The organism is Pseudomonas sp. MWU12-2319 (genome assembly GCF_023242525.1).
Classification (GTDB): domain Bacteria; phylum Pseudomonadota; class Gammaproteobacteria; order Pseudomonadales; family Pseudomonadaceae; genus Aquipseudomonas; species Aquipseudomonas gingeri_D.
The window spans coordinates 263,407-276,760 of the sequence record NZ_JALJES010000004.1 but is presented as its reverse complement, the minus strand read 5'-3'; the positions used below and the strand labels follow the sequence as shown (position 1 = coordinate 276,760).

At 53.6% G+C, this 13,354-nt stretch carries 14 protein-coding genes and 2 pseudogenes; 3 read left to right on the top strand and 13 right to left on the bottom strand.

Features of this window, described 5'->3' with window-relative positions:
- The first annotated feature begins 213 nt into the window (after positions 1 to 213).
- Positions 214 to 588, top strand: a complete 375-nt coding sequence (locus M5C01_RS08890) for a hypothetical protein (RefSeq protein WP_152736691.1) — start codon at positions 214 to 216, stop codon at positions 586 to 588.
- 99 nt (positions 589 to 687) lie between these two features.
- Here the strand turns inward: M5C01_RS08890 and M5C01_RS08885 are convergent, their stop codons facing one another.
- Positions 688 to 921, bottom strand: coding sequence for a helix-turn-helix transcriptional regulator (locus M5C01_RS08885; protein ID WP_178129701.1), 234 nt, complete (start codon positions 919 to 921; stop codon positions 688 to 690).
- Positions 922 to 1,029: 108 nt separating this feature from the next.
- On the opposite strand from M5C01_RS08885, the gene M5C01_RS08880 reads away from it, so the two are divergent.
- Positions 1,030 to 1,617: a hypothetical protein gene (locus M5C01_RS08880; protein ID WP_152736692.1), complete on the top strand. Its 588-nt coding sequence runs from the start codon at positions 1,030 to 1,032 to the stop codon at positions 1,615 to 1,617.
- 624 nt (positions 1,618 to 2,241) lie between these two features.
- Here M5C01_RS08880 and M5C01_RS08875 read toward each other — a convergent pair.
- The 12 genes and pseudogenes from M5C01_RS08875 to M5C01_RS08820 all read right to left on the bottom strand — a co-directional run bounded on the left by M5C01_RS08875 (position 2,242) and on the right by M5C01_RS08820 (position 12,593).
- Positions 2,242 to 2,964, bottom strand: coding sequence for a hypothetical protein (locus tag M5C01_RS08875; RefSeq protein ID WP_152736693.1), 723 nt, complete (start codon positions 2,962 to 2,964; stop codon positions 2,242 to 2,244).
- Positions 2,965 to 3,486: 522 nt separating this feature from the next.
- Positions 3,487 to 4,959 carry a hypothetical protein gene (locus M5C01_RS08870; RefSeq protein WP_103497689.1) on the bottom strand — a complete coding sequence of 491 codons (1,473 nt, stop codon included), beginning with the start codon at positions 4,957 to 4,959 and terminating at the stop codon, positions 3,487 to 3,489.
- Positions 4,960 to 6,060 (bottom strand): nucleoid-associated protein, encoded by a 1,101-nt coding sequence (locus M5C01_RS08865; protein ID WP_103497688.1) that lies wholly within the window; start codon positions 6,058 to 6,060, stop codon positions 4,960 to 4,962. It abuts the gene before it with no gap.
- 123 nt (positions 6,061 to 6,183) lie between these two features.
- Positions 6,184 to 7,158, bottom strand: a pseudogene (locus M5C01_RS08860) (YifB family Mg chelatase-like AAA ATPase); the annotation flags it as partial.
- 334 nt (positions 7,159 to 7,492) lie between these two features.
- Entirely contained in the window at positions 7,493 to 7,771 is a 279-nt protein-coding gene (locus tag M5C01_RS08855) for a Fic family protein (protein WP_248764298.1), read from the bottom strand.
- Complete coding sequence (locus M5C01_RS08850) at positions 7,728 to 7,934, bottom strand: hypothetical protein (RefSeq protein ID WP_248764297.1); 207 nt, start codon at positions 7,932 to 7,934, stop codon at positions 7,728 to 7,730. Before M5C01_RS08850 ends, M5C01_RS08855 begins: the two co-directional genes overlap by 44 nt.
- Positions 7,925 to 8,389, bottom strand: coding sequence for a mobile mystery protein A (locus M5C01_RS08845; protein ID WP_103497686.1), 465 nt, complete (start codon positions 8,387 to 8,389; stop codon positions 7,925 to 7,927). The genes M5C01_RS08850 and M5C01_RS08845 overlap by 10 nt, the downstream gene beginning before the upstream one ends.
- A 153-nt stretch (positions 8,390 to 8,542) precedes the next feature.
- Positions 8,543 to 8,665 (bottom strand): annotated as a pseudogene (locus M5C01_RS08840) (phage antirepressor protein); the annotation flags it as partial.
- Between the two features lie 13 nt (positions 8,666 to 8,678).
- Complete coding sequence (locus M5C01_RS08835) at positions 8,679 to 10,499, bottom strand: monovalent cation:proton antiporter-2 (CPA2) family protein (protein WP_152736694.1); 1,821 nt, start codon at positions 10,497 to 10,499, stop codon at positions 8,679 to 8,681.
- Positions 10,500 to 10,576: 77 nt separating this feature from the next.
- A complete protein-coding gene (locus tag M5C01_RS08830) occupies positions 10,577 to 11,221 on the bottom strand; it encodes a hydrolase (protein ID WP_152736695.1) in 645 nt (214 codons plus the stop codon).
- A gap of 338 nt (positions 11,222 to 11,559) precedes the next feature.
- Positions 11,560 to 11,859 (bottom strand): addiction module antidote protein, encoded by a 300-nt coding sequence (locus tag M5C01_RS08825; RefSeq protein WP_100942144.1) that lies wholly within the window; start codon positions 11,857 to 11,859, stop codon positions 11,560 to 11,562.
- A 473-nt stretch (positions 11,860 to 12,332) separates the two neighbouring features.
- Positions 12,333 to 12,593 carry an accessory factor UbiK family protein gene (locus M5C01_RS08820; RefSeq protein WP_152736696.1) on the bottom strand — a complete coding sequence of 87 codons (261 nt, stop codon included), beginning with the start codon at positions 12,591 to 12,593 and terminating at the stop codon, positions 12,333 to 12,335.
- A 417-nt stretch (positions 12,594 to 13,010) separates the two neighbouring features.
- On the opposite strand from M5C01_RS08820, the gene glnK reads away from it, so the two are divergent.
- A complete protein-coding gene (glnK, locus tag M5C01_RS08815) occupies positions 13,011 to 13,349 on the top strand; it encodes a P-II family nitrogen regulator (RefSeq protein WP_002555808.1) in 339 nt (112 codons plus the stop codon).
- The last annotated feature ends 5 nt before the right edge of the window (positions 13,350 to 13,354 follow it).

The following is a 13,354-nucleotide window of genomic DNA, read 5'->3' as shown; positions in this document are numbered from 1 at the left end:
TTGATCTGCGAGGCCTGGACTCAAAATCCAGACCGTTTCACAATTGATCCGCGCCATCTCATTCCGGGACCGAACACCTAGGGCTGTCTGCGATACCACGGCGAAGATGACCTACTCGTACTTTGACCACGGATCAGGGCCAAAGGAGTGGCGTGATGGCGCTGGGCCATGATAGCCGGTAGCATGGATCCCTCATTCAAAAAGGATTTCAGCATGAAGGCTTGGATCTTGATGTGGGTCACGGTGATGTCCCCCCATCTGTTTGCAGCGGACGCGCCTGGTGAAACACGTCCGCTTCTATATGACAAGAAACATCCTCCATTGATGTACGGCGTTGGCTCGCATAGTTGCGGGATGTATCTAGATGCGAGCGTTAACCCGGGCCTAGCTGCGCCCTATGAGGGATTCCTCAGCGGCTATGCCACGGCCAGAAGCGTCAATATAGGAGCTGACTTCTTCTACAACACCGACGCTGCTGGGATAAGGCATTGGTTACAAAGCTACTGCACAGCTCATCCGACAGCTCATTTCGCGGACGCGATATCTGGAGCGGTGGATGAAGCGATCACCCGATACTTACAAGAGTAAGGTGTTCCACATGCGGAGCTGACCAACGGCGTGACTTCCGCAGTCTGCACAGGGTGAGGGGCTGAGGGGCAAGCGAAGTGATCGGATCAGTAACGAGGGTTACGGTTGCTGACCCAGCATCCTTTCCAAATCGGATATCAATTCGGACGGTGGGCATTTCAAGGCGTTCGCGAGCTTGAACAGTACCGCAATCGTAGGGTAGTGAATGCCGCGTTCTATCAGGCTGACATAGTTACGCTGCACATCAGCGTCATGTGCAAGCTGCTCTTGAGTCAGTCCCGCTTCCTTACGTTTTTGACGCAATACCTTTCCGAAAGCTAAGCCGATATCCACGTTCGCAGCCCCATCTCAAAGACGGGTCACTGTCGGGGATGGCTGTCGATACGTCCTCACAGTATACTGTGAATTCTGACGTTAAAATCACAGCTACTGAGGTGCCTAATGAAGCTCTACACCGCAATTCTCAGCATGCCGCTGGCCCATCTGACGGGTGTCAGGAAAAAGGTGACCAGCCAATTGGCGTTCTGCGGACTGGCCTTTGTTGCGATCAATGCATGGGCCGATGTCGACAAAGAGAGTTTTGACAGCCCGAATCATGATGTTGTGGCCTATCAAAAGAGGTTTTTACACCCTAGAAGCAATTCGGCGGATGTAGGTGGACTTCGGGTGGCTGCGAACGGTTGTGTAACACGTAGGAAGATCGGAACTCTGAATCCCGTCTTAGATCCTAAATCGTGGACTGGTTCAAAATTCCTGATTCTCGATGCTAGCTTTAAGAACACTTCGACAACTAGCAGGTATCCATCGCCTGGCGCTGTAATAATTAGCAAGAACGGACAGACTTACAAATTCGACAAATTTGAAATGGTCGCTGGAGACGGATTTGGTGTTCTGTCTGAAGCTCTAAATCCATTAATAACCTACCGTACGAAATTAGTGTATCGAATTCCCGCTGATTTGACCGGCGCCGTAGTTTGGCAACCCGATGATAGATCCACTGATGTCATGGTGTCTTGTGGATCAATTTGACCATTTTTATGCCACCCGCGATGTTAGGTCTCACAGGAGTTGGTTACATAATAATGACGTCGTGAACGCATCTGGGATTGTATCTATTTTTTTTGTCTGTGGGGGATACGTTATGAGCAAAATCACATTGATGTTCGTTGTAATTCTGACTGGGTATGTACGGTTCGCATTGGCTGGTACTAAAGCTAACCAGGAACCGGGTATCCTATTCTGGGTTTTGGCCGCTATTGTAGCACCGATGGTGATTTATACGGCCAATAAGTGGAGGTTGTGGGGGCTGGGGTTCAAATTCGGCATGGCCAGTAAGTCGACTTTTCTAGGCTCGCTCAAATGGACAGCTGCATCATTGATTGTGACTTTTACGTCGGCTCTAATACTATATAAGTTTGGTTAAAAGTAGAGCTACTGATAGTTCAAGCCCCTGCGGAAAGCTGCCTGGGGCTTGTCTAATTTTATTAGATTATGGTGATTCCCAACCTTGCACGAATGACCGCATCTAGGAACTCCCAAGAGTACGTCGAGTGCCATTAATCACAATGCCACAAGTTAGGGGTCATAGAAGCTCCTGTAGCCACCGCTGAAGGGCCTCAATACAACCCCGGCACAACCCCATAGGGTGATCGTTTAAGTCGCCACGTGCAGCGTATTAGAGGCTGTACGCGACACCATGACCATGGGCGACACGTCAACTAATTGCATGAGCTCAAAAATATCAACAGCCGCACTGCTATCTTTCGATTGTTGATCGAGTAGCTGTTTTCGCAAGTCAGGCTTGCTGGCGAGTTGCCACTGCTTCGATGCACGACCGACAGCGCGGCAGGGGCTCCAAACTTGGCGATGCTCAGGCTTGGTATAGACCTTCGCCAGATAGCTCATCCATTCAAAGTAGTTATCTTTTTCTTCTATGGTTCGAAGGTGATGCCCATAAGCATCAATGTCAGGGCAGACCACTTGATAGTTGGCTAGAAAACCTCCAGCCAAGAGCTGTGCCATAAAATGCTGTAAACTTGATCTCCGATCTAACCTGTCGTTCAATATTATAGAAAAGTGATGATGTAAGCCTTCATCGTCCTCATCGCATTCCACAACCGTCACGCGTAATGGCACGTAACCAGACTTTCTTTGGAAAAAAGTAGAAAGGCGGGCACTGAATGTGCGGCTAGTCATTTTTTTCGTAAACCTAAGCCTGACATGGTAGCCGCGTGGCCTAGGGTAGGCTTTTGTACCCTCGTAAATCATCACATACAATGCTTCTAGAATATCGGTGAACGATGGGTATAAAGCCCCGCACTTGATTGGAACTCCCATAAAGCTATCTTGGGAGTAATGTTCTTTGTTTTCTGACATGGTAGATTTTTATTCAGACCTATTTCCTAGTTGGATGCATGACAAAGCACCTTTAATATTAGTAACCACCAAGCCGCCCCTGCATTCAACTCCGGCACACTAGATACCATGACACAGAGAAATAAAGATCCCACCCGCGAAACATAACCAACACCCAGCAGTGCATGGGGCCGAGGGGATATTGGGGTGTTTGCAAGTCAAATTTTCCCTGGCCGTAGTCTGGGTGCAGGAAAATCGCGTTTTTGAATTTTATACAATTATTTGCTGAGAGCGCGACCACCCCAGATGAAAGCTAGACATTGCGCATTTGGGGGATGGTTGTACGATCTATTATACGGCCTGCCACACCCAATTCTAAACAAATTTGGATGGGGTTTTTCAATCGCGTTATAAATGTCTATAAATTTGATGCAACCACGATACTGGTGACACAATGGGTAGCTATGGCAGAACTCGTCAAAGCGTCTGTATCCATCCCTGGGGCGCAGGTGGGTGTTCTTTATTATGCTCCGGCGTTTACGACTAATAGCATAGCAATTTGACAACGGTCACGAATAAAAACACAGCCCCCAAAGCACAGCCCCAAAGGACCACCGCACGGAATCGGGAGGCCTTCACATAAGCAACGTCCCGGTTGAATTCAGCGTCATTTTGTAGAATTCGGTCTCGGTCGCTTTTGGCAATAAGGTCATCAAATCTAGATTTAAAGGAGTTATAAATGGATTCAAATCGTTCAAGCTCGGCCGTGCATTCTTTATATGCATATACCAACGTGCAGACCGAAAGGATAAGAAACATGAGAAATATTATGTATATCCCATGACTGAATGTAACATCTGTGGAGGTTTTTGATATGGAGCGAACAATGAAAGTCGTGATGACGAATGAGTATACCGTAAAGATTGACGTTCTAAGATATCCTCCGATGGACTTAACCATGTCATTGGCTTTTTCAGATTGTTTCTGGATTTGATCGGATAGCTTGTTTTTTATGTCAATATATTGCTTAACATTCTCTTTCAAGTAAATGCTGTAGTTTGATATGATCGCATTCATGCTTCCGTCTTTAACTTTTCGGAAATGATCGTCTTCAATGTGGATTGAAAGTAAATTTCTTGAGATTCCTAATTTATCAGTGGTGCTTCCGTCACCATACGCCCAAATATAAATTTCATAATATGCGAGAGCAGCATTTTGGTCGTCATGGCCATCCAGCATAATAGATCCAGAGACGTGCCGGTAACCTTTTATTGTAGCCGTAAACTCAGAGCTGCTAAGTGAACTTATGTCAGCGATGTAAACAATTGCAAAGACAAGTTGTAGAGTGCCAAACAGACGTCCAATACCAATGTGGCTAATTGGCGAGCCAAAACTGAAATCTTGTGGTATGAAAGGGTAGGACTTACTTTCGTAGAACAAACATGATTTGTCACGTGTGGATATCAGTTTATGCTTGTTGGGAAGTTCAGGGTTGGTTTGTATCAAATTGTTAGTGTTTGGAGGTCGGAATACAAACAAGCTAGTTGCAAAAGTCTGTTGTAATTCCGCCGATTCAAGTATGTAAGCTTTTTCCGATAGAGAATGAATTTTGTTTGCGGTTTGGCCAATACCACCTAAACGCCAATATTTTTCAATCTGGTCGAGTGAATATATTGTGGCGGTTTTGTCCTTGAATCCTTTCGTTATGGAAATGGTAACGATAGCTGACACTGGCTCATCATCATCACAGTGCAATTCAAGACGACGACAAAAAACATCTATGGCGTTAGATTCGCAGCTTTCCAAACTTGTTGCTTGGTCACTGTCCGAGTATAGAACACCAACCGAAAAGTTATCCCGCGAATTGATCTTGGCTAAAGCGATGTCTAGCGCAGTGCGGTCGACGTTCATTTGAGAAAGGCGAAACCTTTCCCGAACGTTCGTGTTAGTTTCCTCGGTGTCAATGTGTATGACAGACGCCGAAAGTGCATTAGCTATCGCTGTGAAGATCATCATTCATTCTCGTTTCTTGAACGCTTCGTAGCCTTCATCGGAATAAATTTTCAGAAACTTCCGACCGTCGTCATCACCAGTATCAAATGTTTGATCAAAATTAGTGATTTCGCCGGTTATCCTGAGGTCCAAATTAGGTGCAAGATGAATTTGCCGCTTGATTTTATTGCTGATTGTATTTGGTGCAATAGTGAAATGTGAGTCGAAGCCTTTCTTTTTCGGCAACTCCTTAGCTTCTTTCGCAAGCTGTTGCATATTCAGTCCATCATGATGGGCTGGATATTCACTCATTATTTCATCAACCATTTGGTCGAATACACAATTTGGCTTTGTATTGAAGTAGCTTACAAAAGCGTTCCGCAAGGTCCAGTAATCACTTGGGGACGTATTTTCGATCTTCTTTTTAAGGAATCCTTCGATCGCTTTGAAAGCTTTGTATGTATTCTTTTCAGAGTCAGATAGTGTTTTTAGATTCAGGAAGTCACTCCACCAATACTCTGTCAAAGCGCTGTTGCTGTCGCTGATAACAACTGTGGATTCAACTTCTCCATCAACAATCTTGAAGGTTGCGCACTTTTGAGCCCGTTGTTTGTCTGGAAGGCCAGAGGTATGTTGGAAATTGACTTCCTCGATGAATCCTGCATGATCAATTTTAACCAGAATGACGTATTCGGATTCTGCGAGCTTGAAATGTGCGCATAACAGGCTACCCGCGCGCAATTCTTTGAAACCTTCAATCTTCTTTTGGGCGACAATTTCGCACTGAAGCAGTCGCTCGGTCATTTCTAGGGCATAGGATTTAAAGGTGCGCTCATCTGACAATGCACCGACATGTTCCTTTGTGTTGAATCCGTTTTCACAGAACTGAAAACTTTGGCTCCGTGAGATATCAACCAAACTGCGAAGAACCCCTGTGAGGTATTGTCGTATACCTGGCTCATTCGTTCGGTAGAACGGCGCACCCAAGACTTGCCCTTTACAATCAACCTTTTGAATGACCGCGTTGAAAATGATAAGAGGCGGCGGTGGATCACCTACCGCATCTGCATTACCGATTTCTTCAACCGGTTCAGGGGCGTCTTGGTCGTTGGTGGCGGCTTCCATGTTGCACTCCTTAGCAATGCTGGCAAACCGCTATTGTAGCTTGCATAGGCCGGGTTAGTGAGCCTACCACTGTCCGACAATACTGTGAATGCATACAGTGATTGGCGGGAAATAATAATATGTGATTAATAACACACCATTCTCCAGCGGTTCGCGCAAAACCTCCAATACCCGGCGGTCGAATTCCGGTAGTTCGTCAAGGAACAGCACGCCGTGATGGGCCAGGGTGATTTCGCCGGGTTGTGGTCGCGATCCGCCCCCCACCAGCGCGGGTCCCGAGGCCGAGTGATGCGGTTGGCGAAAAGGCCGCTGGGGCCAACTGCTCAACGGCACATGGCTGGCGACCGACTGGATGGCCGCGACCTCCAGGGCTTCCTGTTCGTCCAGCGGCGGTAGCAATCCGGGGAGACGGCTGGCGAGTAGGGTCTTGCCGGTACCGGGCGGGCCGCTGAACAGCAGGTTATGCGCCCCGGCGGCGGCGATCAGCAAGGCGCGTTTGGCGGCGAGTTGGCCTTGCACTTCGCTCAGGTCCGGGTAGGGCTTGCTCAAGTGCAGCAGGCCGTTGGATTCGAAGGGTTTGATCGGCGCATGTCCATTGAGATGGGCCACCAGTTGCAGCAGATGGTCGACGGCAATCACTGTTAGCCCGGAGGCCAGCGAGGCCTCCTCGGCGTTGGCTTGTGGCACCACCAGCGTACGTCCGGCGGCGCGAGCGGCCAGGGCCGCCGGCAGCACGCCTTGCACCGGGCGAATGGCGCCGGACAAGGCCAGTTCGCCCAGGCATTCCAGGTTGTCCAGTGTCAGGGCGGGCACCTGCACGCTGGCGGCCAGGATGCCGAGGGCAATCGCCAGGTCGAAGCGTCCGCCGTCCTTGGGCAGATCCGCCGGAGCGAGGTTCAGGGTAATGCGTCGTGCCGGAAAATCGAGGGCTGAATTGAGGATCGCGCTACGGACCCGGTCCTTGCTTTCCTTCACGGCGGTTTCGGGCAGCCCGACCAGCGTCAGCATCGGCAGGCCGTTGGCCAGATGGGTTTCGACGGTGACGGCGGGGGCTTCCACGCCCACCTGGGCGCGACTGTGGACGATGGCCAGGGACATGTTCTTTCCTTGAACGCGAAGGGGCCGCTTCCTGCGGTTCTGGAAGATTAGTTGAGAGGGGGAGGGGCTTGGGGGCTTTTATGTGTCCAGACGATTCGATGTCTGTTCGTGGGGGGCGGGAAGCAGGGTTAGCATCGGCCAGCGAGGTCGTCAGAAACGAGTAGGCCCCGCATAGCGGGGCCATATATACCTAGGTTCTTCACCGTTTCAGTAACCCGGGAGTGGAATGGCCAGGGCTGCGAAGAAATTGTATTGGAATCTTTTTTCTCTTGGTAGTGATGGCAACAGCGGGCCGGCGCTCACTGCGCTTGATACGTAGTTCCCAAGGGGGGGCTCAACTACGTACGAAGACCATAAGTGGGGCGTAATCGCCGGCATCGGCGTCACAGAGGGACTGGATATAGCGATCACGGACCTCATTGGTTGAAACCAGATTCCCGTTACCCCAGGAGAAATCAGGGCAACCGCACTGCCTTAGAAGTGCATCGGTCATGTAACGAGCATGGCGACCATTTCCGTTTGGAAAGGGGTGTATCGACACGAGCTGGTGATGAAAGCGAGCCGCTATCTCATCCGGTGTGAAGGTCGCGGCAGAAGTGTTCGTTAAGCACATCAAGCTTTTTCTGGCGATTCAGCCACTGCCTGGCCTTGAGCAGGTTTTCCGCTTCCCACTCGTCAAGCTCGCCCTGGGTACTGATGTGTTTTGGCTTGAGACCTGCGGCTTCGTCATGGTCGAGAGGGGTTTGCCCGGGTTTCGGTTCGAGTTCTACCGCCATAATCGAGCCCACGCTCCTGCCAGCAGTTCCTGGCGTCGTTCAGTTACCTTGCGTTCGATGAATGAGTCGGACGGGCGCTGGTCTTCAAGGGCCATCATGTGCGAAACCCCCATGACCTCCTTCCTGGCCAGCGATTCCGCGCGCTCTTCGACCATGTCATGCAAAGGCTTCTTCGGTATCAGTGCATAGACCAGCTCGCAGTCGAGCCCGTTGGCCAGTTTTCTCAGTTGACCGAGGGTAATTCGGTCATCTGCCTCCGATTGCTCGGATTTTTGAAGCGTAGCGGGCGCCACGCCGAGCAGAGCAGCCTGACTGCGTACAGTTCTGCCCAGGGATTCTCGAATCGAGCGCAGCCAGCCACCACGAGGGGTAGTTTTCCCTTTGAGGGTTACGAAGGGCTCGAGAGCCCGTTCCACCTGAGCCAGACGCAGGTTGCTGAGTGAGGAATTACGCATGAGATCTCCTTTTTGACAGCCTATAAGCTGTCAAAATAGGCATTTATGTATGCCTATAGGCTAACAATTTTGACAATGGCTTGGGTGTGAAAGCTGGTGCCGGTGGCTCTGTGCAGTCCTGCGGCGCATCGAGGAGACCCCAGAGCCCCAACCTTACGACAACGATGGAAGTAGGCGTGACGTTCGTTTCCACCACGGCGCGTTTCGCGTGCTACGTGGCTGTTCTCCCTCCGGCAGCATATGGGGAACATCTTGTCGTCTGGTCCACGGCTGATTTATTTGCGCCGATCTACCGGACATCGAGTGGCACCGCCTGTTCCGGCTCCCCTGTATCACTTTCGAACAGCCGGGCCAGCTCCAGGCGGGCTTCCTGCGCGGTCTGCCTGATCTTCGAGGTGTCGTCGCGTACCAGCCGTTGGGCGGCCAGCACCTGTTCATCATGTGCCATGAACTGCTGGATCCGGTGCTCGGCCTGGGTTGGGGAGATACCGAGTCCTTCCAGGGTGCGGCGGGTCATCTCCAGACTCGAATAAAAGGTCTCTCGCACGGGCTCGGCACCGGCATCGAGCAGTTGGTGCACGTGCTGTCGATTGCGGGCCCGGGCCAGGACTTTGACCTGTGGATACAGGCGCTGCACCGCTTGCGCGGTCTTCACGGCTTTCTCCGGGTCGTCCAGGGCGACGATGAAATATTCGGCCTCGCCGACCTTGGCGGCACTCAGGATTTCCGGGCGCAGGGGGTCGCCATAGAACACCGGCGCGTGCTCGAAGCTGCGGGTCATCTCGATGGTATCGATCGAGGTGTCCAGCGCGACGAAAGGAATGTCCTGCGCATGCAGGATCCGCGCAATGATCTGGCCGACGCGACCCATGCCGGCGATGACCACTCGCGGCCCTTCGCTCTGGATCGCCTTGAGACTTTCCGGCACCTCCCTGGTCGGCTGTGGACGCGTCTTCAGCCCTCGCGCGCAGGCCAGCAGCAGCGGAGTGACGGCCATCGACAGGGTGATGGTCATGATCAGGGTATCGTAGGTGCGGGCATCGAACAGCCGCAGGTTCTGGCCAAGCTTGAATACTACAAAGGCGAACTCCCCGCCGGCGGCCAGTACCAGGCCCAGGCGCAGTGCCGCGATGCGCGACAGACCACCGGCCATGCGTGCGACGAACATCAGCAAGGGCAGCTTGAGGGCGATCAGCAGGAGGGTCAGGCCGACGATCAGGCCGGGATTCTCGAACAGCAGCGCCAGGTTGGCGCCCATGCCCACGCTCATGAAGAACAAGCCCAGCAGCAGACCCTTGAATGGCTCGATCTGTGACTCCAGCTCATGGCGATATTCCGAGTCGGCCAGCAGCAGGCCCGCAAGGAACGCCCCCAGCGCCATCGACACTCCCGCCAGTTCCATCAGCCAGGCGGTACCGAGCACCACCAGCAGTGCGGTGGCGGTGGCGACTTCCGGCAGGCCGGTGCGAGCCACGGCGCGGAACAACGGGCGCAGCAGGTAGCGACCCCCCACCACCACTACGGCGATGCTGCCGAGCACCTTCAGCCCGTGGGCCAGGCCGCTTTCGCCGGTGGCCTGCGCGCCGGTGACCGCCAACAGTGGTACCAGGGCGATGAGGGGGATGGCGGCGATGTCCTGGAACAGTAGGATGGCGAAGGCGAGCCGGCCGTGGGGGCTGTTCAATTGGCGGCTCTCGGCCAGGCTCTGCAATCCCAGTGCCGTCGATGACAGTGCCAGGCCCAAGCCGAGGATGACCGCCGCCTGGAGGGTCTGGCCGAAGGCGACGATGGCCAGCGTGCCGATCACCAATCCGGTGAGCAGCACCTGGGCCAGCCCGACGCCGAATACCGCCTTGCGCATCAGCCAGAGGCGCTTGGGCGATAGCTCCAGGCCAATGATGAACAGCAGGAATACCACCCCCATCTCGGAGAAGCTCGCGACGTTTTCCGCGTTGCCCAGCAATTTCAGCACCTGTGGGCCGATGAGTACGCCAGCCAGCAAGTACCCGAGCACGGCACCGAGCTGAAGGCGCTTGGCCAGGGGAACGATGATGACGGCGGCCATCAGGAGAATGACCGAGGCCTGCAGCAGGCTGCCTTCATGTGGCATGGGAGAAATCCCTTGATTCTGGAAGATACAATGCAAGCCCGCCAGCATGCAGCCTGGCGGGCAGATTGTCGGGAGAATCAGCTCAGGGTGCGCTGCGGTGCGTTGTGCACCATGGTGTAGGCGTAATCCACGCCCATGCCGTAGGCGCCGCTGTGCTCGCGCACCAGATCCATCACCGCGTCGTAGGTTTCCTTGTGCGCCCAGTCACGCTGGAACTCCAGCAGTACCTGCTGCCAGGTCACCGGTACGGCGCCAGCCTGGATCATCCGTTGCACGGACATGTCGTGGGCTTCCTGGGTGGTGCCGCCGGAAGCGTCGGTGACGATGTACACCTCGAAACCTTCGGCCAGGGCTTCCAGGGCCGGGAAGTTCAGGCACACCTCGGTCCACAGTGCGGCCATGATCAGCTTCTTGCGACCGGTGGCCTTCACCGCTTCGACGAATTTCTTGTCTTCCCAGGAGTTCATCGAGGTGCGCTCGATCGGCTGTGCGCCCGGGTTCACTGCCAGCAACTCAGGCCAGATGTAACCGCTGAAGCTCTTGGTTTCCACCGAGGTATAGATCGTCGGCACGTTGAAGATCTTCGCTGCCTTGGCCAGGCCCACGGTGTTGTTCTTCAGGGTCTGACGGTCGATCGATTGCACGCCGAAGGACATTTGCGGTTGGTGGTCGATCAGGATCAGGGTGGAGTTGGTTGGGTTGAGCAGTTCGCGGTTGGACATGATTGATTTCCTTATGAGTCGGGAGTGTTGAGAGATTGAATTCGGCAGCAGCTTGTCGTTTCGGTCAGTGGCTGCGGCATGGGTGTACTTTATTGTTCAATATCTCTCGGGACAATCCGGCAAAAACGGGAATCATTGATTCTAATAAAGGGACAATTCGCTCTCCAGCTCGGCGACCTTGGCCACCGGGCTTTCGAGCCGCGCACGGGGTGCGCCAACACCGCCGCCTGGTTGTCGAACTCCTCGCGGCGGAGCCGGTCCAGCTTGCTGGTATCCTGCAGACTGATCCGTAATGAGTTGTTCCACAGCCACAGACCGAGGGACATTTCGGGCTGATTTTAGTGGGCTGTTAGTGGTTGTACGGCCAGCCTTAACCCCATAACACGCAAGATCGCGGTAAGGCTGCTGACAGCCGGATTACCTTCGGCGGACAAGGTCCGATAGAGCTGAGTCGGATTCAGCTCGGCTGCCTTGGCGACGCCGCGCACACCGCCAAAAGCTTCTGCCATTTGGCGAAGGGCAATCAGCAGCTCAGCCTGTTCGCCGTCTTCCAGGATGCTGTTCAGCAGTTCTGCCGCGTAGGCCGGGTCGCTGCGGAACACCTCGGCCATTGCGGCATCATGGGATCTGTCTTTCATTCTTGGTTCTCCTGTCCGTTGCTGCGCTTCCAGTCGCGCCAGCTGCCGAAGGGATCTCGTCCGTTACCGTCGACGTAGTGTTTTATCTCTATCATCATCCATGATCTCAATGTCGTTTATAAACGATAATATGTCAACTTCGCTCGATGGGTGAGAGAGCGAATGGTGAGCTGGAGAAAACGCAAATTTTGCTCGGGGGAGTGAAGCGGCAGCCATGAGGCTGTGACGAAGAACTATAAGTGGGCACCGTTGCCTACGAAACGGAGGCAAATTGCCCGTTTTGCAACCAGAGAATTCAGCGCTGAAGGCAGGCAGCAGATGCCCTTTGGGCGGATATATCGAAGAAGGTGCGATGGTGCGCGAGATGAGGCGAGTGATTCAGACGGGGTATTGCGAGGAGTCAAGATTTCCAGCAGGAGCCATCGAGCGGCAGCCTATCGCTCCCGCATGAAGCAGGAGCGGGCGATGAAACCTTATTCCACAGGAGGATTCAGTCTGGCCTCCAACTCCGCCACCTTCGCCTCCAGACTCTCCAACCGCGCGCGGGTCCGGGCCAGCACCACCATCTGGCTGTCGAACTCTTCCCGGCTGACCAGGTCCAGCTTGCTGAAGCCGCTCTGCAACAGCACCTTGAACTGGCTTTCGAATTCCTGGCGGGGCAGGGGTGTTTCACCGCTGAACAAACGGGAGGCGTGGCCGCTCAGGGCATCGAGGAAAGCTTTGGGCGCAAGCATGGCTAAGGTTCCGGAAACAGATTACCGACCAGTGTACCACGCAGTGTCTATAGTCATTTCCATGGGGGCGGGCGCACGGTTATCGCGCATCGCGCTGGCGCAGTGCGCACCGTTGTTGTGCGTATAGCCCGGGCGCAACGTGCTTTTTCACCCTCCATAGCGACCAAGGGACTGAAATCATTGGTTTTTACGGAGCTGGCAAGCTTTCTGCTTAGTTGCCAGTGACCCATGCACTGATGCAGTCGCTGTGACGAATGCAGTGCGGCAGGCGAAGCTGGGAAGTTTTGCCGGCAGCGGTTAGCTGGCGTCGGGCGGTAGATGTGGACCGACGATGCGTTACAAAGCCAGGCACTGCGCTTAGACTTGAGTCGGGTTTGTTTTCCTGGGGCAAGTCCACCAATTCGGGAGAGAGTTTTCATGAAGCTAGTCACTGCCATCATCAAGCCGTTCAAGTTGGACGACGTGCGCGAGTCGTTGTCCGAGATCGGCGTGCAGGGCATTACCGTTACTGAGGTCAAAGGCTTCGGTCGGCAGAAGGGTCACACCGAGCTGTATCGCGGCGCGGAATACGTGGTCGACTTCCTGCCCAAGGTGAAGATTGATGTCGCCATTGACGACAAGGATCTTGACCGGGTTATCGAGGCGATAACCAAGGCGGCCAACACCGGCAAGATTGGTGACGGCAAGATCTTTGTGGTCAATCTGGAACAGGCTATTCGCATCCGTACCGGCGAAACCGATACCGACGCAATCTAAGCCGC